The 21,177-nt window shown below is 56.6% G+C and carries 19 protein-coding genes; 4 read left to right on the top strand and 15 right to left on the bottom strand.

Translation table 11 applies throughout. From position 1 onward, the window contains the following. Nucleotides 1–7: 7 nt before the first annotated feature. The 4 genes from C5687_RS11110 to cecR are packed head-to-tail and all read right to left on the bottom strand — an operon-like array spanning nt 8 to nt 4,532. Nucleotides 8–1,141, bottom strand: coding sequence for an ABC transporter permease (locus C5687_RS11110; RefSeq protein WP_104556945.1), 1,134 nt, complete (start codon nt 1,139–1,141; stop codon nt 8–10). Further along, nucleotides 1,131–2,870: an ATP-binding cassette domain-containing protein gene (locus C5687_RS11105; protein WP_045285453.1), complete on the bottom strand. Its 1,740-nt coding sequence runs from the start codon at nt 2,868–2,870 to the stop codon at nt 1,131–1,133. Before C5687_RS11105 ends, C5687_RS11110 begins: the two co-directional genes overlap by 11 nt. Then, entirely contained in the window at nt 2,863–3,858 is a 996-nt protein-coding gene (gene hlyD, locus C5687_RS11100) for a secretion protein HlyD (protein ID WP_025757256.1), read from the bottom strand. The genes C5687_RS11105 and hlyD overlap by 8 nt, the downstream gene beginning before the upstream one ends. Beyond that, nucleotides 3,855–4,532: a transcriptional regulator CecR gene (gene cecR / locus C5687_RS11095; RefSeq protein ID WP_025757257.1), complete on the bottom strand. Its 678-nt coding sequence runs from the start codon at nt 4,530–4,532 to the stop codon at nt 3,855–3,857. Before cecR ends, hlyD begins: the two co-directional genes overlap by 4 nt. A 203-nt stretch (nt 4,533–4,735) precedes the next feature. Here cecR and rhlE point away from each other — a divergent pair, with 203 nt between their 5' ends. Next, on the top strand, nt 4,736–6,115 hold the full coding sequence (gene rhlE, locus C5687_RS11090) for an ATP-dependent RNA helicase RhlE (RefSeq protein ID WP_025757258.1): 1,380 nt from the start codon (nt 4,736–4,738) through the stop codon (nt 6,113–6,115). Between the two features lie 97 nt (nt 6,116–6,212). Continuing rightward, nucleotides 6,213–8,390, top strand: a complete 2,178-nt coding sequence (dinG, locus tag C5687_RS11085; protein ID WP_104556944.1) for an ATP-dependent DNA helicase DinG — start codon at nt 6,213–6,215, stop codon at nt 8,388–8,390. Here the strand turns inward: dinG and C5687_RS11080 are convergent. The 5 genes from C5687_RS11080 to C5687_RS11060 form a co-directional block, all read right to left on the bottom strand. Next, nucleotides 8,377–8,877, bottom strand: a complete 501-nt coding sequence (locus C5687_RS11080; protein ID WP_047958075.1) for a fimbrial protein — start codon at nt 8,875–8,877, stop codon at nt 8,377–8,379. The two genes, dinG and C5687_RS11080, sit on opposite strands and share 14 nt — an antisense overlap. A 10-nt stretch (nt 8,878–8,887) precedes the next feature. Then, complete coding sequence (locus C5687_RS11075; protein WP_238380473.1) at nt 8,888–9,877, bottom strand: fimbrial protein; 990 nt, start codon at nt 9,875–9,877, stop codon at nt 8,888–8,890. A gap of 15 nt (nt 9,878–9,892) precedes the next feature. Further along, entirely contained in the window at nt 9,893–12,436 is a 2,544-nt protein-coding gene (locus C5687_RS11070) for a fimbria/pilus outer membrane usher protein (RefSeq protein ID WP_146086279.1), read from the bottom strand. Between the two features lie 24 nt (nt 12,437–12,460). Further along, entirely contained in the window at nt 12,461–13,135 is a 675-nt protein-coding gene (locus C5687_RS11065; protein WP_104556943.1) for a fimbrial biogenesis chaperone, read from the bottom strand. Between the two features lie 61 nt (nt 13,136–13,196). Further along, nucleotides 13,197–13,730 carry a fimbrial protein gene (locus C5687_RS11060; protein ID WP_025757263.1) on the bottom strand — a complete coding sequence of 178 codons (534 nt, stop codon included), beginning with the start codon at nt 13,728–13,730 and terminating at the stop codon, nt 13,197–13,199. Between the two features lie 219 nt (nt 13,731–13,949). Between C5687_RS11060 and ybiB the strand changes: the two genes are divergently transcribed. Beyond that, complete coding sequence (gene ybiB, locus C5687_RS11055) at nt 13,950–14,912, top strand: DNA-binding protein YbiB (protein ID WP_047958080.1); 963 nt, start codon at nt 13,950–13,952, stop codon at nt 14,910–14,912. Between the two features lie 118 nt (nt 14,913–15,030). Here the strand turns inward: ybiB and ybiJ are convergent, their stop codons facing one another. From ybiJ to mcbA, 3 genes are all read right to left on the bottom strand, one after another. After that, on the bottom strand, nt 15,031–15,291 hold the full coding sequence (gene ybiJ / locus C5687_RS11050; RefSeq protein ID WP_025757265.1) for a DUF1471 family protein YbiJ: 261 nt from the start codon (nt 15,289–15,291) through the stop codon (nt 15,031–15,033). Nucleotides 15,292–15,576: 285 nt separating this feature from the next. After that, complete coding sequence (locus C5687_RS11045; RefSeq protein WP_094919212.1) at nt 15,577–15,843, bottom strand: DksA/TraR family C4-type zinc finger protein; 267 nt, start codon at nt 15,841–15,843, stop codon at nt 15,577–15,579. Nucleotides 15,844–15,960: 117 nt separating this feature from the next. Then, the gene (gene mcbA, locus C5687_RS11040; RefSeq protein WP_025757267.1) at nt 15,961–16,227 is read right to left on the bottom strand and encodes a DUF1471 family periplasmic protein McbA; all 267 of its coding nucleotides are present in this window, start codon (nt 16,225–16,227) and stop codon (nt 15,961–15,963) included. 242 nt (nt 16,228–16,469) lie between these two features. Between mcbA and rlmF the strand changes: the two genes are divergently transcribed. Then, on the top strand, nt 16,470–17,381 hold the full coding sequence (gene rlmF / locus C5687_RS11035) for a 23S rRNA (adenine(1618)-N(6))-methyltransferase RlmF (protein WP_025757268.1): 912 nt from the start codon (nt 16,470–16,472) through the stop codon (nt 17,379–17,381). Between the two features lie 45 nt (nt 17,382–17,426). Here rlmF and ybiO read toward each other — a convergent pair whose 3' ends face one another. From ybiO to glnP, 3 genes are all read right to left on the bottom strand, one after another. After that, nucleotides 17,427–19,640 carry a mechanosensitive channel protein gene (gene ybiO / locus C5687_RS11030; protein WP_025757269.1) on the bottom strand — a complete coding sequence of 738 codons (2,214 nt, stop codon included), beginning with the start codon at nt 19,638–19,640 and terminating at the stop codon, nt 17,427–17,429. A 124-nt stretch (nt 19,641–19,764) separates the two neighbouring features. Beyond that, a complete protein-coding gene (gene glnQ, locus C5687_RS11025) occupies nt 19,765–20,487 on the bottom strand; it encodes a glutamine ABC transporter ATP-binding protein GlnQ (protein ID WP_025757270.1) in 723 nt (240 codons plus the stop codon). After that, nucleotides 20,484–21,143 (bottom strand): glutamine ABC transporter permease GlnP, encoded by a 660-nt coding sequence (gene glnP / locus C5687_RS11020; RefSeq protein WP_003858462.1) that lies wholly within the window; start codon nt 21,141–21,143, stop codon nt 20,484–20,486. The genes glnQ and glnP overlap by 4 nt, the downstream gene beginning before the upstream one ends. Between the last annotated feature and the right edge of the window lie 34 nt (nt 21,144–21,177).

Raw genomic sequence — 21,177 nt, 5'->3', positions numbered from 1 at the left:
TCGCTCCTTAATCCAGTCGCCGTTTGGTTTTCATCCACGTCAAACCAATAAACATCACCGCTGAGGCCATTAAAAACAGCGTGTTGATAATCAGCACCACCGGAATATTCCCCGCCAGGAACAGGCTTTGCAGGGTGCTCACGAAGTAGCGCGCCGGAATCACGTAGGTCACGGCGCGGATCACGGCAGGCATACTGTCTATCTGGAAGATAAACCCGGACAGCATAATCGACGGTAAAAAGGCGGCGTTGAGGGCCACCTGCGCGGCGTTAAACTGGTTGCGGGTAATGGTGGAGATGAGCAGCCCCATGCCCAGCGTGCTGAGTAAAAACAGGCTGGTGATAAAGAACAGTACCACCAGCGAGCCGCGATACGGCACGCCGAGGATAAAGACGGACACCAGCATGCAGAGCAGCATCGCCAGCATGCCGAGAAAGTAGTAGGGAATAAGCTTGCACAGCAGCAGCTCGACGCGCGTCACTTCGGTTGAAAGCAGCGCCTCCATGGTGCCGCGCTCCCACTCGCGGGCGATCACCAGCGAGGTCAGTATCGCGCCAATGACCGTCATGATAATGGTCACCGCGCCCGGAATAATAAAATGCTGGCTGATGGCGGCAGGGTTAAACCAGTAGCGCGTCTCGACTTCGATCAGCGGTTCAAACGTCTCGCCACGATCCTCGGCGCGCTGCATTTGCCACAGCTGCCAGATACCTTCCACATAGCCCTGAACGAAGTTCGCGGTATTCGGCTCGCTGCCGTCGGTAATGACCTGGATCGGCGCATCGGTATTCGCACGCGCCATGTTGGCGGCAAAATCCACAGGAATAACGATCAGACCGCGAATTTTCCCGGCCTGCATTTTCTGGATTAATTCCTGCCGGTTATCGCTGATGGTGGCATCAATGTAGGGCGAGCCGGTCATGGCGTGGGTGAAGTCCAGCGCCTCTTCGCTCTGCTGTTCCAGCAATATCCCGACCCGCAGCTTGCTGGAGTCCAGATTAATGCCGTAACCGAAGATAAACAGCAGCAGCAGGGGGATCACCACCGCAATCAGCCAGCTACTCGGGTCACGCACGATCTGCCGCGTCTCTTTAACGCACAGCGCGCGGACCCTGCGCCAGGAAATGGCATTACTGCGCATGGGCATTCTCCTTATCCCAGTCGTGGATGAGGGTGATAAACGCCTGCTCCATGGTCGGGTCCGGAACCTCATCGTCGGCGGCCTGCGCCTTCAGGTCGTCGGGGGTGCCGTGAGCAATCAGCTTGCCGCGATACACCAGCCCGATGCGGTCGCAATACTCTGCCTCGTCCATAAAGTGGGTGGTGACCATGACGGTCACCCCTTTTTCCACCATGCTGTTGATATGCAGCCAAAACTCGCGGCGGGTGAGGGGATCAACGCCGGAGGTTGGCTCATCCAGAAACAGAATATCGGGCTCGTGCATCAGCGAACAGGCCAGCGCCAGCCGCTGCTTAAAACCGAGCGGCAGTTCGTCGGTGGCGTGAGAGGCGATGCTGGTTAACCCGAAGGCCTCGCTCATGCGGCGAATTTTCTCATTCTGCGCCCGCCCACGCAGGCCATACACCCCGGAGAAAAAGCGCAGGTTTTGCTCAACGGTCAGGTTGCCATACAGGGAGAACTTCTGCGCCATATAGCCCAGATGCTGGCGCGCTTTACCGGAGCTGACCTTAAGATCCATATCCAGCACCAGCGCTTTACCAGATGTTGGGACCAGCAGGCCACACATCATCTTAAAGGTGGTGGACTTCCCAGCGCCGTTCGGCCCGAGCAGGCCAAAAATTTCCCCGCGCTTCACTGCGAAGTTGACGTTGTCGGTGGCGGCGAAATCACCAAACTTTTTGGTCAGGGATTTGGCTTCAATCACTGTTTCGCCGGGTGTCCCTTCCACCGTGTGCAGGATTGCGCCGAGGGGGGACTCCGATGTGCCAGCCCCGCCCAGCAGGTCGATAAACGCATCTTCAAATCGCGGCGCGGTTTCTTCCATCTCGAGCTCAGGCATGCCCTGCGCACGGCGAATATCGTCAACGGTGGCCTCTTTTTTGAGGATCACCCGCACCGAGCGGCCCTGAATCATCCCGTCGCTGATCTGCGGCAGTTTCAGTACCCGCTGCAGCAGCTTGCGGTTGGATTCCTGCGGACTGTGCAGCAGGAAACTGCGCCCGGCCATGCTCTGCGTCAGCGTCGTCGGCTCGCCCTGGTAGAGAAGTTCGCCTTCGTTCATCAGCAGCACGTCCCGGCACTGTTCGGCTTCGTCAAGGTAGGAGGTACTCCAGAGGATCAGCATCCCGTCGCCTGCCAGCTCGTGCACCATCTGCCACAGCTCGCGGCGCGAAATCGGGTCAACGCCCACGCCGGGCTCATCCAGCAGCAGGACTTTCGGCTCGCCCACCAGCGTGCAGGCCAGGCCCAGCTTCTGTTTCATCCCGCCGGAGAGCTTGCCCGCCAGGCGGTCCGTGAACGGACCGAGGGAGGTAAACGCCAGCAGGCGGGCGAAGGTTTTCTGCCGCGTTTCGCCGGTAACGCTGCGCAGATCGGCATACAGGTTCAGGTTTTCCATCACCGTCAGATCTTCATACAGGCCAAACTTCTGCGGCATATAGCCAAGCATGGCGTGCAGCGCACCGTCGTCCTTAATCGGGTCAAGACCCAGCACGCTGGCCGAGCCTTCATCCGGCTTCAGCAGGCCGGCCAGCATCCGCATCAGGGTGGTTTTGCCTGCGCCGTCCGGGCCCACCAGCCCGGTGACATAGCCTTTCTGGATGGTGCAGTTCAGCGGGGCAACCGCGGGTTTATCCATTCCCTTAAAGCGTTTAACCAGATTGTTGAGCTGAATAACCGCGTCATTCATGTCGTTCCCCGTTGTTCACTTTTACGGTAACAGGCATGCCCTGACGCAGCGCGTCGTCCGCATCGGTTACGATGATGCGCAGGCGATAGACCAGGTCGGTGCGCAGGTCTGGGGTTTCAACGGTTTTCGGTGTGAATTCGGCGGTAGGGGAGACAAAGCCCACTTTGCCGTGATACGGCTTGTCCGGGCGGCCATCCGTATAGAGCAGCAGCTCGCGGCCCGGCTGCATCTGGCCGAGATTCGGCTCGTCGATGTATGCGCGTACCCAGACCGGGCGGGTCAGGGAGAGGGTTAAGACGGTGCTGCCCGCGCTGAGCATGCTACCCGGTTCCACGGCGCGGGTCATCAGCGTGCCGTCAGACGGTGCCACCAGCGTGGTGTCATGCAGATCCAGTTCCGCCTGGGCCAGCTGCGCCTGCGCCTGCTCAAGGCTGGCTTTGGCCTGAGCAATGTCCTGCGGACGGTTACCGGTGCGGTACTGGCTCAGCTTGTCCTGGGCGGATTTCAGCGTCGCCTGGGCCTGATCGCGTGATGACCGGGCATTTTCCAGATCGTTAGCGGAAATCGTACGGCTTTTCCATAGCCCCTGCTGGCGGGCATAGAAGTTCTGCGCGTAGTCATAGGCCGCCTGCGCCTGTTTGACGGCCGCCGCGGCCTGGGCAATCTCTTCATCGCGGTAGCCGGCCAGCATCAGATCATACTGCGCCTGGGCAACGGACACGCCGGCTTTGGCCTGCAGCAGCGCATTTTCAAAAGGCGCTTTGTCGAGCATACCCAGCGTCTGGCCCGCCTTAATGGCATCGCCTTCGTCAACGTTCAGCGAGGCGAGACGTCCGCCGACCCGGAAACTCATGTTCACCGTGCGAATATCAACATTACCGTACAGCGTCAGGCCCCGGTCCTGATGGCTCTGATACCACAGCCAGCCACCGACTCCCGCAGCAAGCAAAACAACAACCACCAGAAGGATGGCGACAGGTTTTTTCATGACTTCAGGCTCCTTTGCGTTAAGCCTTGCAGGATCAGATCGAGATGACAGGCGATGACCTGGCTAATCTGCGCGGCTTTATCCTCATCAAATTGTGTCCAGCCGGTGCGTAACAGGATGGTCTCCCGGCCCAGACGGAAGGCCAGGATTTCACCCAGCAGGGCGTGGGTATGCAAAATTGTCCCGGTATCGTCGGCATCCCGTCCGGTATAGGCGGCAATGAGCCGGGTCAGGTGGGTATGCATCGGGGCAATCACCCGATCGTGTACCCGCTGGTAGGCGGCAGTGGGGGAGAGCTGCTCGCGGGAGATAAACTTGCTCAGGTTGAGCGTATCGTCGTGCGTCAGCAGGCGGATCATGTTGTGACAGGCATTAAGAATCAGCTGGCGGATGGCCTCGCGATCGGGCGCAGGCTGGCTGAGCAGCGCGGTGGCTTCCTCGACGTGCGGGTGAAATTGCGTGCCGATAAAATCGGCGATCCAGTCGGCGCAGGCGAGGTATAAATCCTCTTTTGAGCCAAAATAGTAGGGAATGGCAGCGATGTTCTGTCCGGCCAGCGCCGCGATATCCCGGGTAGTCGCGTGCAGCCCGTACTCGCCAAACTGCGCCAGCGCGGCGGCAATAAGCTGATTTTTGGCCTGTTCACCTTTTGATGTCGTCGGGGTTGTATTCATGGCGGCATTAAAAATTAATCAATCGATTGATTAAGACTATGCCTGATTCCCCTTCTCGTCGAGGGAACTGAGGGATATTTTATGCGCCACGTCACAAAAGCTGCTACACTCCGCCCCTTCGCGACATTGTGGTTTTTGTCCTCCTAATTGTTATATCTCCCTGAAAACTACACCTGTGATGGTCGGGGCGGTTCGGAGTTTTTATGTCTTTTGATTCCCTTGGCCTGAACCCGGAAATTCTGCGCGCGATCGCAGAGCAGGGCTACGTTGAGCCAACCCCAATCCAGCAGCAGGCGATCCCCGCCGTCCTGCAGGGCCGCGACCTGATGGCCAGCGCCCAGACCGGGACCGGTAAAACCGCGGGCTTTACCCTGCCGCTGTTAGAGCTGCTGGTAAAAAATCAGCCGCACGCCAAGGGCCGTCGCCCGGTCCGCGCGCTGATCCTCACCCCAACCCGTGAGCTGGCCGCCCAGATTGGTGAGAACGTGCGTGACTATAGCCGCTATCTCAACATTCGCTCGCTGGTCGTTTTCGGTGGTGTCAGCATTAACCCGCAGATGATGAAGCTGCGCGGCGGTGTGGACGTGCTGGTAGCCACGCCGGGCCGTCTGCTGGACCTGGAACACCAGAACGCGGTGAAGCTGGATAACGTTGAAATTCTGGTGCTGGACGAAGCCGACCGCATGCTCGACATGGGCTTTATTCACGACATTCGCCGCGTGCTGGCTAAACTGCCGCCGCGTCGTCAGAACCTGCTCTTCTCCGCGACCTTCTCCGACGAAATCAAGGCGCTGGCGGAAAAACTGCTGCATAACCCGCTGGAAGTGGAAGTGGCGCGCCGCAACACCGCCTCCGAACAGGTGACACAGCACGTTCACTTTGTGGATAAAAAGCGTAAGCGGGAACTGCTCTCGCAGATGATCGGCCAGGGAAACTGGCAGCAGGTGCTGGTCTTTACCCGCACCAAGCACGGCGCGAACCATCTGGCGGAACAGCTTAACAAAGACGGCATTCGCAGTGCGGCGATCCACGGCAACAAGAGCCAGGGCGCGCGTACCCGTGCGCTGGCGGACTTCAAGTCTGGCGATATCCGCGTGCTGGTGGCGACCGACATCGCCGCCCGTGGCCTCGACATTGAAGAGCTGCCGCACGTGGTGAACTACGAGCTGCCAAATGTGCCGGAAGACTACGTGCACCGTATTGGCCGTACCGGTCGCGCGGCGGCAACCGGTGAGGCGCTTTCTCTGGTGTGCGTGGATGAGCACAAACTGCTGCGCGATATCGAACGCCTGCTGAAGAAAGAGATCCCGCGTATCGAAACCCCGGGCTATGAAGTGGACCCGTCCATTAAAGCGGAGCCGATTCAGAATGGTCGTCAGGGTGGTCGTGGTCAGGGCGGCGGCGGTCGTGGCCAGCAGCCACGTCGTGGTGAAGGCGGTGCGCCGAAGTCATCGGGCAAACCTCCGCGTCGTAACAACGAGGCCAAACCTGCCGGTGAAAATCCGTGGCGCAGTGGTGAAGGCAAGCCAGCAGGGGAAGGGCAGCGCCGACGCCGCCCGCGCAAACCTGCTAACCCGCAGTAATATGGAAGCCCGGTCGTAAAGCCGGGCTTTTCTTTTTGCGGCAGAGAAGAGAAAGTGCCACAATAGTGGCTGTTTATACAGTGTTTCAGGTTTTCCGATGGCTTTAACCGCTGCGCTCAAGGCGCAAATTGGCGCATGGTATAAGGCGCTACAGCAGCAGATCCCCGATTTTATCCCCCGAGCGCCGCAGCGGCAGATGATTGCTGATGTGGCAAAAACGCTCGCCGGGGACGACGGGCGACATCTGGCGATTGAAGCCCCGACCGGCGTCGGTAAGACCTTGTCGTATCTCATTCCCGGCATCGCGATTGCCCGTGAAGAGGACAAAACGCTGGTGGTCAGCACCGCCAACGTGGCGCTGCAGGATCAGATCTTCAGCAAGGACCTGCCGCTGCTGCGCAAAATTATCCCCGACCTGCGTTTCACCGCAGCGTTTGGGCGCGGGCGCTACGTGTGCCCGCGCAACCTGGCCGCGCTCGCCAGCAGTGAACCCGGTCAGCAAGATTTGCTGGCGTTTCTCGATGACGAGCTAACGCCGAACAACAAGGTCGAGCAGGAGCAGTGTGCAAAACTGAAAGCCGACCTCGATGGCTATAAGTGGGACGGCCTGCGCGATCACACCAGCCAGGCCATTAGCGACGACTTATGGCGCAGGCTCAGCACCGATAAAGCGAGCTGCCTCAACCGCAACTGCCACTACTACCGGGAGTGCCCGTTCTTTGTTGCCCGCCGCGAGATTCAAGAAGCGGAAGTGGTGGTCGCCAACCATGCGCTGGTGATGGCCGCACTTGAGAGCGAAGCCGTATTGCCGGAGCCCAAAAATCTGCTGCTGGTGCTCGATGAAGGCCACCATTTGCCGGACGTGGCGCGGGACGCGCTGGAGATGAGCGCCGAAATCACCGCGCCCTGGTTCCGTCTGCAGCTCGATCTCTTCTGCAAGCTGGTGGCAACCTGCATGGAGCAGTTCCGCCCGAAAACCACGCCCCCGCTGGCGGTGCCCGAGCGGCTGAGCGACCATTGCGAAGAGGTCTACGGCCTGATTGCCTCGCTCAACAACATTTTGAATCTTTATCTTCCGGCAGCCCAGGAGGCCGAGCACCGCTTCGCCATGGGAGAGCTGCCGGAAGAGGTGATGGAGATTTGCCAGCAGCTGGCGAAGCATCTGGAAAAGCTGCGCGGTCTGGCAGAGTTGTTCTTAAACGATCTCAGCGAGAAAACGGGCACCCACGACGTCGTGCGCCTGCACCGCATTCTGCTGCAGATGAACCGCGCGCTGGGGATGTTCGAAGCGCAGAGCAAGCTCTGGCGGCTGGCCTCAATGGCGCAGGCCTCCGGCGCGCCGGTTACCAAATGGGCCACCCGCGAAGTGCGCGACGGGCAGGTGCATCTCTTTTTCCACTGCGTGGGCATCCGCGTGGCCGACCAGCTGGAAAAGCTGATCTGGCGCAGCGTACCGCACGTGGTGGTGACCTCTGCGACTCTGCGCTCCCTTAACAGTTTCTCGCGTCTGCAGGAGATGAGCGGCCTGAAAGAAAAAGCGGGCGACCGCTTTGTGGCGCTGGACTCGCCGTTTAACCACTGCGAACAGGGCAAGCTGGTTATTCCCCGCATGAAATACGAGCCGCTGATTGACAACGAAGAGCAGCACATCGCGGAGATGGCGGCCTACTTCCGCGAGCAGGTCGAGAGCAAAAAATACCCCGGGATGCTGGTGCTGTTTGCCAGTGGGCGCGCCATGCAACGGTTCCTTGAGCACGTCACCGACCTGCGTTTACTCCTGTTGGTGCAGGGCGACCAGCCGCGCTACCGGCTGGTGGAAACGCACCGCAAGCGCATCGATGGCGGTGAGCGCAGCGTGCTGGTGGGGCTGCAGTCGTTCGCTGAAGGGCTGGATCTAAAAGGGGATTACCTGACGCAGGTGCATATCCATAAAATCGCCTTCCCGCCGATCGACAGCCCGGTGGTGATCACCGAAGGGGAGTGGCTGAAAAGCCTCAACCGCTATCCGTTTGAGGTGCAAAGCTTACCGGCAGCGTCGTTTAACCTGATTCAGCAGGTGGGACGCCTCATCCGAAGCCACGGCTGCTGGGGGGAGGTCGTTATCTATGACAAACGTCTGCTCACCAAAAACTACGGCCAGCGGCTGCTGAATGCCTTACCGGTGTTCCCGATAGAACAGCCGGAGGTACCGGAAATAAAAAAACGCCCGGCAAAACAGACTGCCGGGCGTCGGAAAAGCATCCGTGCTAAGGGGCGCGGTCCTACTGGTAAGTAAAGGTGGCCTGAACAACGCTACTGAAGGTGCCAGCCGTTACCGGCATCGATGTTGCGTAATAGCGTGCGGCCATCGGAAAATCAGCAGTATGGGTTGAGCCGTTAATCATCGTGTTGAAACTGGCTTGTGGGGCGAGGGTGATAAAATCTATCCGGTCTGCCAGTTCAAGGGCGAGGCCACCTGCTGTTCCCGTGTTGGCGTACTTGTTGGGATGCTTTGCGTCCGGCTGGCCATTGACCGTGATGGTGGCGACCATCAGGCTGGCAGGACAATTTGTCAGGAGAAGGTCAAAGTCTTTCCATTTCCCCGTATCACCGACGGATTTAAAATTGCTGGAAAGCGTCTGACCCAGATCGACCACCATGTTCTGGCTGCTGCTGTCCACCTGGCAGGTGGTATCGTAAATATTCCCTGCAATATTGACGGTGACGTCGGTTGCGGCCACCGGGAGAGTCGCCAGCCAAAGACAGTACAAAAACGGTTTCATCGGTTCATCCTTACTGATATTCAAGATCGATGGTGGCAACGGTATTGGCTGTTCCGGCCGTTACGGTGGCATCAGTCTGGTAATACTGAACGGAAAAGGGGATGACGTCGGGCACGTTGGGCTCGGTACTTCCGCCCACCGGAATAGGGTAGTTGTAGCGAAGATCGACGCCGTCAAGCAGCATTCTCACGCCGATACCCGTGGCGCTACCGCTGCCAGGCGTCAGGTTCAGAACATCAGGATACTGGCTGTTATAGCCATTCGCGCTGGTGACCGACGCGGTAAGATTCACCGTTTCTGTACAGGTTGCGGTGATATTGAATGATTTCCATGCCGTATAACTGCCCACATGGGTAAATTGTGAGACCGGGAAGTCCCCTAACGTGACCGTCAGATTGAGCGGGTCAATGGAGCAGGTGGCCGTTCTCTCCGAAATCGTGGTGGAATAGTGGCTGGTATTGCGGGCACCAGAAATACCGACAGAGTTATATACCCCGAATCCAAACGGATCCTGCGCACTGGAAACTGTCCCCGCTGCGATGTGTGAGGCGGTTTTAATTAACCGTTCGGTATAGCTGAAAGAGAATGTTTGCCCGCTGTCGCTGCTGACACTGCCTACCGGCGTAGCGCTTGAGTCACAGGTATACCCCGTTCCGCGAACGACCTGCCCGCTGCTGTTCAGAAGTTCAATGCCAATGCCGTCAATATTGGTGGCATAAACGCCTGGCATGCCCGGCACTTCAGCTCCCGTCCCGTAATAACAGGCAATAAGGATATGATTTGCAAGCGTTCCGGTGCAGCTGCCGCTGACGGTGTGCGTCTTTGCGGATCCCGGAATGACGCTGCCCGTGTCGAGGGTTGTTGGAACGGACAGCGTGCCGACATTAATGTTATAGGGCAGATCGGCACTGTCGCAGGTTGTCGCCGCATGGGCGTGCGGCATGAGACATACGCTGGTGAGGAGCACCAGTAGCGCAAAGGCATATTTAAACATGTTCATTTTTCCCCGGAAAAGTCATACGCATTGCGCCGTGATGTTAAGAACCGCACTGTCGTCTTTCGACGGCAGGTGATACGCCGCGGTACAGTGGCTGTCGGCGGTTTTTCCCCAGCTGACCTTCACCGTGCCTTGCTCATGCATACCGGTCAGGTAGACCTGACCGCCGTCACCGACAATAAATTCCCCGTCCTGATGGGCCTGCGAGGCCGTTGCCCCAAACGGAATCGGCCGACCATCCGCGCGTGTTAAGGTCATCAACACCCGGCTGCCGACGTGGGTTTCATAATGTGCGCGCACAATCGCGCCGCGCGTTGGCGTCACTGTTTTCGCGGCCTGGTCAATATCCGCATTGCCCGGCAGGGTCTCGGTATTCAGCGCGAGGGTGTTATGTCGATATGGCGTGACGTACGGCACAATGGCGTAGCCGCGGAAATCAGTATTCACGCCTGTCTGGTTGGTGATGTTCGTGTCGTCTGCGCCCGGCGCTTCCACCAGCGCTGCGGTCTCACCCATTGGTTGACCGAGGGTGATGCCGTGAGCATGGGCAATCACACTGCCCTGAAGACCGATGTTGAGCTGTTGCTGCTGGTTGTCCTGCGAATAGCCGGCGCTCACTTCACCATAGGTGCCTTTGTAATCGCCGTTCAGGCTGGTGCTGTCGCCGCTGCTCTGGCTGTGGCCCTGCTGCACGCCCCAGCTGAGATTATTGCCCGCCAGCGCGGTGCCGTTCAGGCCTACGCTTTGGGTTGTGTCGTGTCTGGTGCTGTTCAGGTTGTAGTTCACCCAGGTGTTGCTGAGCCAGCGATCGAGGGGAACAGAGACGTTGAACGCGAGGGTCTGTTCGCTGGTTTTCTCATTATTATCGTCACTGCCGCCACGCGTGTTTTTATCCAGCCCGTAACTCAGACCGTAGCTGATCCCGTGCCAGGCGTTGTTGTAGCCGAGGCTCAGGGAGGTCATCCCCTGGCTTGCGTTCCAGTAGTTCTCTTTCACCAGGCTTAACGTCAGCGAACCAAACGTGCCGCCGAGCGACTGGTCGACAGTGGCCTCTTCACGGCTGCGCCGGGTATCCGGGGTTTCCCAGTCATCATTGCGGGTATGGGAATCCAGGGTGTCCTGCAGGGTGTAGAACCCCTTGCTGTTATAGCGATAGCCGGCAATGGAAAAATGGGTGCCAGTGGTGGCGAAATCTTTGCTGTAGCGGATGCGCCAGGAGCGACCGTGGGTGGCATCCTGGTCCTGCATCTCCGATCTGGCGTCGGTGACATCCACTGAAAACGCGCCGAGCTCGCCGATGTTCTTCCCGAACCCCAGCGCCAGCGCTTCGTAGTACTGGCTGGCCTGCACGCCGCTGTAGGCCGTAAAGCCATAAGGCAAACCGTAGATTGCGGTCCCCTGGATGAACGGCGTTTTCTCGACGTCGCTGTCATAGCTGCGATAGCGCCCCGCGGTAAGGCTGTATTTAAAGTGGCCTTCACGCTGCAATACCGGCACCGACGCGTAGGGCACGACAAAATGTTGTTCGCTGCCGTCCGTCTCTTTCACGGTGACGTTCAAATCTCCACTCCCGCCGGTGGGGTAGAGGTCGTTAATCTCAAACGCGCCGGGTGCGACATAGTTCTGGTAAATGACGTAACCGTTCTGGCGGACAATCACCTGAGCGTTACTGTGCGCGGTACCGCGGATCACCGGCGCAAACCCTTTCATGCTGTCCGGCAGCATATCGTCGTCCGAGGCGATCTGCGCCCCGGTGAAAGAGATGCTGTCAAACACGTCCGCAGGGGAAGAGCTTTGCCCGAATTTGACGTTACCGCCAAGCGGCACGATATCGCGCTGGGCATAGGTATAGACGGAGGAAAACGCACTCTCCGCGTCACCGTCACTGCTGGTTTTGCTCCAGGTGGAGTAGTTCCGTAAACGCCACGCCCCGAGGTTAAGACCCGGACGCAGGTTAAGAAATTCACTGTGCTGATCGGTACTGTTTTCACCTTTGCCGCGGTTGTTCCCGGCGCTGAAGCTGTAATTCAGCAGCAGGGCGTTAATTCCCTCGTCGTATTCCTGTGGGGCGACGTAATCTCGCGGGACCTGGGTAATCGCGGTCTGCGGAATGCTTAACAGTAATTGCTGAGGATTAACATGAAACGTTGCGCTGGCGGAGGGGATGAGGCTCAGATCAATACATTGGGCCTTATCGTCCTGCACGTATTTATCGATATTAATGCCGAAGCTTTTTAACTGAGCCGCGCTCAGGCACGGCTGCAGCGTTGATTTTCCGCTGGCGTCTTTTTTCAGCGTGAATTCAATCTCTTTGGCTGCAACTTTATTGTTGTTAACGAACACGTCGACGTGGTATTTACCCGGCGCCTGGCCAGGGCCGATCTCAAAGATACTCAGGTCAGTCTTTCCCTGGCTCGGGTTGTCAATATCCAGCAGCGCCGGGTTGAAATAATCATCGGCCAGAACTTTTTGCACACAAACACCCAACAGGGTACAACTCAATGCAATCAGCATTGAGCGCCCGTGTTGTTTGGGTGGTTCGGTGGAATATTCCCAGCTCATAATGATGTTTAGCGAATCCAGCGGTTATTTAATTTGCGCAGAATATGACTGGCTAATACCGCCGTAGTCATTGATGATTTTCCAGCTCACGGTATGTGCAGTTATATTTCTAGGGGTGGTGAAAACCGTTTCACTTTTCGGTGCGGCATAGGTGGCTTTGTCAACTTTTTCACCGTCGAGTTTTATTTCCTGGAAATTCATATAAAACGGCGTGGGGTTTTCGATAATCAGCTGATTTCCCCGCGTGTGCCAGGATAATTGCGTGGTCATATCTTCCGGATTACCGGTAATACTCGCCGGGCGATACAGCAATTTAATTCGGGTTTTAATCGCGATCTGCAGCGTGTTGATGTTTGCATTGCGCTCAGAAGAGGGAATGGATTTAATATTCAACCAGAACAGCGATTCGCGATCGGCGGGTAAATCCCCCCCGGTTCTGATGATACGCAGCACGTTATCCTGCTTTCCGTCAAGGCGGAACAGGGGCGGCGTGATCAGGAACGGGGCTTTCTCGCGTGCGTTATCTTCCGTTTCCACCCATGACTGGACAAGGTAGTCGAGGTTGTCCGGGTTGGTGATTCCAATGGAAGACTCTTTTTTATTTTCTGGATAGACCACGCGCGTACCGCCGATAGTAATACCGGCATGGGCGACAGAGACAATAAATAAAAAGGAGGAGGCCAGAAGATATTTTCGCATAGTGAAACCGTCATCAAGAAATAACAGATATTAGCCACTGGGGTAGCTAATATCTGTTTTATTAGTTGTAAACGATGGTGAAGGTGGATGCAGCATTCGCCACGCCGGCGGAAACGGTTCCTCCGGTCTGGATATAGCGTGCACCAAACTCCAGATCGTTCGTTGTAGTACCTGACGTGAGGGTATACGCAGCGGAAGACGTATATAAACTCAGTGGGGTTTGCGTTTTATCCAGCAACTGGACACCCACTCCTGACGCGGTACCGGTTCCTGACGTCACAGCAAGGATATCCTTATTGTTACCATCAGGTGTCCCGCCGAATGTTACCGAGGCGCTGGTAACAGTATCGGGACAATTTTTAAGTTGAATACTAAAGCGGGTAGTCGACGTCGTCGAACCACTTCCGGTAAATGCCGATTTCGCAACCTTACCTAATGATACGGTAAGTGGATTGCTTAAACCGTTTACAACCGTACATGCCGAGTCAATAACTTCACCGGTGAAATTAATTTGACCCTCACCACTGGATGCAAAAGCAGAAACGGAAGCACACGCCATCCCGGCAGCGATCCCCGCAATAATTAATTTTTTCATTTAAATCCTCTGAATGAAAATAGGGCACTTCGGGTATTAATCATCACGTGGCTGATTAATTCGGCAGGAACTATCGCTGAGAACTATTTTTCGTTCAATTTATCTTCAGACCATTTTTACCCTCGAAGCGCCTTCGGCGGCACGGGGAGAGGAAAATGATTACCCGCCAGGCATTTATCAGGGCTATAGTATCTGCAAAGAGCCGCAAGGAGAGATGTCGTGGATTATCGTAAAATTATCAAAGAGGTAGGGCGAGGAAAAAACCATGCCCGCGACCTGGATCAGGAAACGGCCCGTGCCCTGTACACCCATATGCTCAACGGCGATGTTCCCGATCTGGAGATGGGCGGTATCCTGATTGCGCTCCGTATTAAAGGCGAAGGTGAAGCGGAGATGCGCGGCTTCTATGAAGCGATGCAGGCGCAAACGCTGCGTTTAACCCCCCCGGTGGCAAAACCGATGCCGATTGTCATCCCCACCTATAACGGCGCGCGCAAGCAGGCGAATCTCACCCCTCTGCTGGCGATTCTGCTGCACAAGCTGGGTTTTCCGGTGGTGGTCCATGGCGTCAGCGAAGATCCCACGCGCGTGCTGACGGAAACCATCTTTGGCATGTTAGGTATTGAACCGACGCTGCACGCCGGCCAGGCGCAGGCGAAGCTGGATGGCCATCAGCCAGTCTATATTCCGGTGAAGGCACTCTGCCCGCCGCTGGAAAAGCAGCTGGATATGCGCTGGCGCATGGGCGTGCGCAACAGCGCACACACGCTGGCGAAACTCGCCACACCCTTTGGCGAAGCGGATGCCCTGCGCCTCTCCAGCGTGTCGCATCCGGAGTACGTGACGCGTGTAGGCACATTTTTTGAAGAGATTGGCGGCAGGGCACTGCTGATGCACGGCACAGAAGGGGAGGTATACGCCAACCCGCAGCGCTGTCCGCAGCTGGTCTTAATCGATCCCGCAGGCACGCGGCCCGTACTGGAACGTCAGGAAGAGAATGTCGGCGTGATAGTGCCTGAGGCAAAAGATCCGCATACCACCGCCCACTGGATTGAGCAGTGTCTGGCCGGAAATGTGCCTGTTCCGCATTCGATCAAACTCCAGATGGCCTGCTGTCTGCTGGCGACCGGAGAGGTGGAGTCAGTCGAGGCCGGGCTTGCACGCGTGGCGCAGGCGTTTTAGATAAAAAAAAGCCCGTCCAGTGGCGGACGGGCAAGCAAGGGTAACAAACAACAGGGTCAATGAGGGTTGGAGCAGCTCACCAGAGGGTATGGTGAGGGGACAGCATTCATTCAGTCGATTATTTGTAGATAACCGCAGTACCGCTCAGCTTGTTATTGGTGTTCGCGGAAGTGATGCTGTATCCGCTTGCACCAGCAGCTGCCGCTTTCTCAGCCAGTTTGGCTTCCAGACCGTCCAGCGTGGTCGCGCCTTCTGCACTCACCACACCGATTTTATTCATGTTTTGCGCCTGAGCTGGAGAAACCGGTTCTGCAGCGAATGCACCAAAAGACAGAGCAGACAGGGCAACAGCAGCAACAGCATATTTGATGGTTTTCATAATTAATCTCTCGCAGGTTATTCTGTTAAGGGGACGATGTTCCGTCGATGTGATAAGTATCACGCTTTTTTCCGACAGATAAAATCGAAGAGAATTGACGTGGTTGCTCAAAAAAATTGAATGACAAATAACTTATTGAATATTAATAAATTCAGAAGAGAGATTTACATTTCTTGTCGCTGCGCTTTACAGAGGCGTGATGAAGGGCACATTTTGCTACGCGGCGGGCGAAAAATCGTGAGCGTAAAGGAACGCACTTTCGGGGTTTACTTAGGTAAAGGAAAGTCAACGTAACTGGCTGTCTTTCGATCCTCTGCGATTATATCCCGAATGAGATGCATTTTTCGAATCTTTATTCTGCTGACACTGGATGCATAACCGCACGCCGGGAATGGCTTTACGCCGCGCCTCCGGGATGGGCTCTCCACATTCTTCACATTCCGTTAAGCTCTCACCGCGCGGAATTTCGCCGCGAGCGCGGGCAACGGCATCTTCAATTGTACTGTTGATCTGTTCGTTAACGGCGTCGTCATTCGCCCATCCGGAAGCCATGGCATTCTCCTCACGCGGGGGTTATCTGAGTCATATGGGGTCAAAAAATGTGCAATCAAGACAGGGGGATGAGAACTGCACCTGTCGGCCAGATGCAGTGATTCTCAGAAGGGGAGACTATTTATAGATGGTTGCTGTGCCATACATGTGGTTATCGCCACCGGCGGAATTCACCACGAAGCCTTTCGCACCTTCCTCGCGGGCTTTTTCAGCCAGTTTATTTTGCAGATCGTCAAGGTTGCTGGCACGGCTTACCGACACGGTGCCCGCAGGGCGGAGCTGGCTGGTATCGGTACTTTGGGTCAGTGACTGAACGGCCATGGCAGAAAATGACGCGGTGGCCAGAACACCGGCAACAACGACAAGGGTCAGATATTTTTTCATAATCACATCCTCAGGGGAAACAACAGGTGATTCCCTTTAAGTTTAGAAGCCGGACGAGTGTGATTAGGCGCAAATATTTGATGATGATCTGCTTATTTTTTGAACGATGTTAATTGACAATTCGCTGACAGATCATAGACATAAAGGTGTTTGATTTATGGCGTTTTTTTAAGCGCAGAAGAGAAAGATTTACCGTTGGGCCAGCAAAGGGTATCTTACGCCGCTGTTTAAAGGAGAATGCCATGACTTCCCAAAAGCCGGGATTGCACCCGCGAAATCGCCACCGCAGCCGCTACGACATGAAGGCCTTATGCCTGAGCTGCCCGCCGCTGCAGGATTACCTTGTTCAGACCCCAGCAGGTGAACCGTCGGTCAACTTTGCTGACCCGCAGGCGGTTAAAATGCTGAACAAAGCCCTGCTGGCGCATTTTTACGGTGTGGCGCACTGGGATATTCCGGAAGGCTTTCTCTGTCCGCCTGTACCAGGCCGCGCGGATTATGTGCACCATCTTGCCGATCTCCTCGCAGACGATCGTGACGGCGTGGTACCCCAGAACGCTTCCGTGCTCGATATCGGGACCGGCGCGAACCTGATTTATCCGCTGATCGGCGCGCATGAGTATCACTGGCGCTTTACCGGAAGCGAAATCGGTGCCGAGGCCTTCGCCAGCGCCCAGGCGATTATCAGCGCTAACCCGGGATTAAGCCGTGCTATTCGCCTGCGTCGTCAGAAAGACGCCGCCTCTATTTTCAACGGTATTATCCATAAAAATGAAAGCTACGACGCGACGATGTGCAATCCGCCGTTTCATGATTCAGCCGCCGCCGCCCGCGCGGGCAGCGAGCGCAAGCGCCGCAATCTCGGTCAGGCGGAAGACGCTGCGCTGAACTTTGGCGGCCAGCAGCAGGAGCTGTGGTGTGAAGGGGGCGAAGTCGCGTTCATTCTGCGCATGATCGCAGAAAGCAAGCAGTTTGCCCGTCAGGTGAAGTGGTTCACAACGCTGGTTTCCCGGGGAGATAACCTGCCGCCACTGTACCGCGCGCTGACCGAAGCCGGTGCCGTCAAAGTGGTGAAAAAAGAGATGGCGCAAGGCCAGAAACAGAGCCGTTTTATCGCCTGGTCGTTTATGGACGATAACAAACGTCGCAAATAACACGCCGTCGTAGGCCGGGTAAGGCGAAGCCGCCACCCGGCTCGGTTACAGCGTCGGCTCCTGAGGAGGGAGCGGTGAGGCAGGCGGTGACAAGACCTGATACGTCTGCACCGGCATCCTTACATTTGCCAGATCAAAGTGTTTCTTCACCATGCTGTCGAGGGCAAAGCGCACCGTCCACTGCTTCAGCGGCTGGGTGGTGAAGGAGACGCGAAGGGTAAATGCCGTATTCGTCAGCCCGACAATGCCGGCAAATGATGGCTCGCCAATCACCAGCCCGCGAATATCCTCCATCTGCATCAGCTCTTCTACCGCATCTTTCAGCGCCTGCTTCGCTTTGTCTGCATCCTCATGACGATCCACATCGTAGTTCGCCACGACGGAACCAATCCCGCGCACAAAGTTGGCGAAGGTAGTGATCGAAGACCAGGGAATAATATGGTACGCCCCGGTGTCCTGACGCACGCCGACAGATCGGATGGACATGCGCTCCACCGTGCCGGTGAGCGGCCCAATCGTCACCAGATCGCCGGTATTCATCCCGTTCTCAAACTGGATAAAGATGCCGGTAATAATATCCTTCACCAGCGTCTGTGACCCGAAGGAGATCGCCAGCCCCAACGCACCGGCACCGGCCAGCAGCGGGGCGATATTCACGCCAATCTCGGACAGCACAATCATGATGGTGATGGTACTGATAATTACCGCCAGCGCATTGCGGAACAGCGTCAGCAACGTGCGGGCACGCGCGCTGGGCAGCGGCCTGCCGTGAATGTCGGAGACCAGACGGTTCTCTATCAGGCTTGCCAGCAGCGTCCAGCCGACGGCAGAGAAGAACAGGATCAGCGCGATTCGAATTAAAATATCAACGGTCTTTTCCCCGGCACCGTTATGCAGCCAGTTCCAGAAATCGAACAGCCCCCAGGCGTTGAGCAGCAGCATAATCGCCACGCAGACGGTCAGGATGCGCGCGACCTTGAGCGAGACTGACATCCAGCCGTTCACCCGTTTTTGCAGTTCCGGGTAATTGCGCTGCACCTGCGGTGAGAGGGTGATGGTTTTTGATATCCAGCGGGATAACAGGCCCGACACAAACGCCGCGATGCCGATAATGGCCAGGCTTTTGAATGTGGCACCCATCATAAATTTCAGGCTATTACCCGGGTCGAACAGCGAAAAGAAGCACAGCACAATGAAATAGGCGCTGGCCAGCCAGTGCCACACGAGGGCGAAGGCGCGAATAAAGAGGCTAAAGAACGAGAGGGAGCGATCGGCCAGATGCAGCAGACTCTCGGTGATGGTCTTTTTATTATGGAAGATGAGGTACAGCGACCAGACGGTAATGCACAGCATGATCACCACGTTTGCCAGCGCGCCAAACTGGACGTTCACCTGGTTCGAGATGATCGGCACCGCCACCAGCAGACCATAACCAATTAACCCGCTGAGCACGCTCAGACGCAGCGCCCAGTATTTCGCGCTCTCATCCCGTATGGAAAAAGGACGCAGTTCCGGCACGTGGGGGCAAAACAGTAGCCGCAGCAGTGCCTTGAAGAACTCAATCAGGGCAAAGGCATTGAGGAACAGCGATTGCTGGAAGGCGATGGTTTTGTTGCCCGCATTCAGCCTGTCGGCCAGCATCTGGCCTAAAAACAGCGTCAGCGCCAGCAGTAGTAAATCGATGATAAACGCTGACGCGATCATCAACGGCAGGTGGAGCCAGCTGCTTCTCTGCTGATTCTTCCTGCGACCCCATTGCCCCATTTTGCGGTACAGCGGCCACGCGCTCAGACGCACCAGCCAGTAAAAAAGAAATACTGCGCCCGCCAGCATCAGGAACTGCGTGGCGGCGACGGTAAACGTTTGTGGGTTAAAGGGCTTATGCGGTGAGCCAATCAGATTACGATAGAGCTGGGCAAAGCGTGAGGAGAGGGCTTCGCCATAGTGGCGGCTGACGTCGGTGACGTTTTCAAGCACCGTTTTTTGCTCTTCCACCTGCGGAGGGATGATGTCAGGGACCGGCTCCTGAGACGGCGTGGCGGCGACTTTTCGCAGCTGGCTGATGAGCTCCTGGCGGGAAGCATCGTTCTCAAGAACGTCGGCAAGGGCGCTGTAGGCGGCTTTTTTCTGTTCGACATCGGGCTCAGGTGGCGGTGTATTTTCCTTCGTCGCGGTCGTTCCGGTGGTGACGCCGGGGATCGTAACGGCGAACGATGGCGCACTAAACAGGCTTATCAACAGCAACAGGATCCACGGCACGGCGTCCTCCGGTGAAAATGTCGAACAAAATGATAAGTATAGAAGTCGGGACGCAGAGGAGGATTTTTGAGAACAATCTGGCGTAAAAAAGCCGGGCATGCCCGGCTCAGCGTAATGCGGTGGATCAGGAGACGTGCTGCAGGAACTCCTGCAAACGCGGGCTCGGCGGATTCGCAATCAACTCCTGCGGGTTACCATCTTCCGCGATACGGCCTTTATCAATAAAGATCAGACGGGAAGCCACTTTCTCGGCAAAGCCGATTTCGTGGGTCACGATAACCATCGTCATCCCTTCTTCGGCCAGATCCTGCATGACCTTCAGCACTTCATGACGCAGTTCCGGGTCAAGCGCTGAGGTTGGCTCATCAAACAGCATCATTTTCGGTTTAACCGCCAGCGCGCGGGCAATCGCCACACGCTGCTGTTGGCCGCCGGAGAGCTCAGAAGGGTAGTGGTGCGCACGCTCTGCCAGACCCACTTTCGCCAGCAGATCTTTTGCCAGCGCTTCGGCCGCCGCTTTGTTGGCGCCGCGCACGCGCAGCGGGCCAAACATCACGTTTTCCAGCGCCGTCAGGTGCGGGAAGAGGTAGAACTGCTGGAACACCATGCCCGCTTCCTGACGAATCAGGCGGTCATCCACTTTCGGGTCATTCACCTTCAGACCATCGACGATCAGATCGCCGCTGGTGATCTCTTCCAGCTTGTTGATGCAGCGCAGCAGGGTCGATTTACCGGAGCCGGACGGCCCGATAATCACCACCACTTCACCCTGTTTGATGCTCAGATCGATATTGTGCAGCACCTGGGTTGGGCCAAAGTGCTTGGAAACGTTTTTAAATTCAATCACAGGATTTTCATCCTTCTTTCAAGACGACGCAGAACGAAGCTCAGAACCAGAGTAATGATCAGGTAGACAACGGCTACCGCACTCCAGATTTCCAGCGCACGGAAGTTGCCAGCGATGATCTCCTGGCCCTGACGGGTCAGCTCAGCCACGCCGATAACAATGAACAGCGACGTATCTTTAATGCTGATGATCCACTGGTTACCGAGCGGCGGCAGCATGCGGCGCAGCGCCAGCGGCAGAATAACGTGACGGATCGTTTCGCGACGAGAAAGACCTAACGCCAGACCGGCTTCACTGAAACCTTTATGAATCGACAGCACCGCACCGCGGGTGATTTCCGCAATGTAGGCGCCTGAGTTGATCATAATGGTGACGACGGCGGCGCTGAACGGGTCGATGCGCAGGTCGGTGAACGCCATGGGCAGGGCGAAGTAAATGAACATGACCTGCACGACAATGGGCGTGCCGCGGATCACTTCGATGAATACCAGTGCGATGTGGTTTGCAATCCAGCCGCCGTAGGTGCGGGCGAAACCGGCGACAAGACCGATAATCAACCCACCAACCAGACCCAGGACCGAAATCCACAGGGTCATTTTAGCGCCTTCAAGCAAGAGTGGAATGGCAGGCCAGATGGCGCTCCAGTCAAACTGCATGATAATTTCCTGTTACTGTTACCGTGTTTCAAAA

It is taken from the genome of Enterobacter sichuanensis, from assembly GCF_002939185.1.
Classification (GTDB): domain Bacteria; phylum Pseudomonadota; class Gammaproteobacteria; order Enterobacterales; family Enterobacteriaceae; genus Enterobacter; species Enterobacter sichuanensis.
Note: the sequence above shows the minus strand (reverse complement) of the source record. Positions and strands in the feature narration are given on the sequence as shown.

Coding starts and splice junctions, on each gene's coding strand:
- C5687_RS11105 (WP_045285453.1), bottom strand. CDS start 2,870: ATGAATGACGCGGTTATTCAGCTCAACAATCTGGTTAAACGCTTTAAG.
- ybiJ (WP_025757265.1), bottom strand. CDS start 15,291: ATGAAAACCATCAAATATGCTGTTGCTGCTGTTGCCCTGTCTGCTCTG.
- rhlE (WP_025757258.1), top strand. CDS start 4,736: ATGTCTTTTGATTCCCTTGGCCTGAACCCGGAAATTCTGCGCGCGATC.
- C5687_RS11045 (WP_094919212.1), bottom strand. CDS start 15,843: ATGGCTTCCGGATGGGCGAATGACGACGCCGTTAACGAACAGATCAAC.
- C5687_RS11080 (WP_047958075.1), bottom strand. CDS start 8,877: ATGAAACCGTTTTTGTACTGTCTTTGGCTGGCGACTCTCCCGGTGGCC.
- hlyD (WP_025757256.1), bottom strand. CDS start 3,858: ATGAAAAAACCTGTCGCCATCCTTCTGGTGGTTGTTGTTTTGCTTGCT.
- glnP (WP_003858462.1), bottom strand. CDS start 21,143: ATGCAGTTTGACTGGAGCGCCATCTGGCCTGCCATTCCACTCTTGCTT.
- C5687_RS11075 (WP_238380473.1), bottom strand. CDS start 9,877: ATGAACATGTTTAAATATGCCTTTGCGCTACTGGTGCTCCTCACCAGC.
- rlmF (WP_025757268.1), top strand. CDS start 16,470: ATGACTTCCCAAAAGCCGGGATTGCACCCGCGAAATCGCCACCGCAGC.
- C5687_RS11110 (WP_104556945.1), bottom strand. CDS start 1,141: ATGCGCAGTAATGCCATTTCCTGGCGCAGGGTCCGCGCGCTGTGCGTT.
- dinG (WP_104556944.1), top strand. CDS start 6,213: ATGGCTTTAACCGCTGCGCTCAAGGCGCAAATTGGCGCATGGTATAAG.
- C5687_RS11065 (WP_104556943.1), bottom strand. CDS start 13,135: ATGCGAAAATATCTTCTGGCCTCCTCCTTTTTATTTATTGTCTCTGTC.
- mcbA (WP_025757267.1), bottom strand. CDS start 16,227: ATGAAAAAATATCTGACCCTTGTCGTTGTTGCCGGTGTTCTGGCCACC.
- cecR (WP_025757257.1), bottom strand. CDS start 4,532: ATGAATACAACCCCGACGACATCAAAAGGTGAACAGGCCAAAAATCAG.
- C5687_RS11070 (WP_146086279.1), bottom strand. CDS start 12,436: ATGAGCTGGGAATATTCCACCGAACCACCCAAACAACACGGGCGCTCA.
- C5687_RS11060 (WP_025757263.1), bottom strand. CDS start 13,730: ATGAAAAAATTAATTATTGCGGGGATCGCTGCCGGGATGGCGTGTGCT.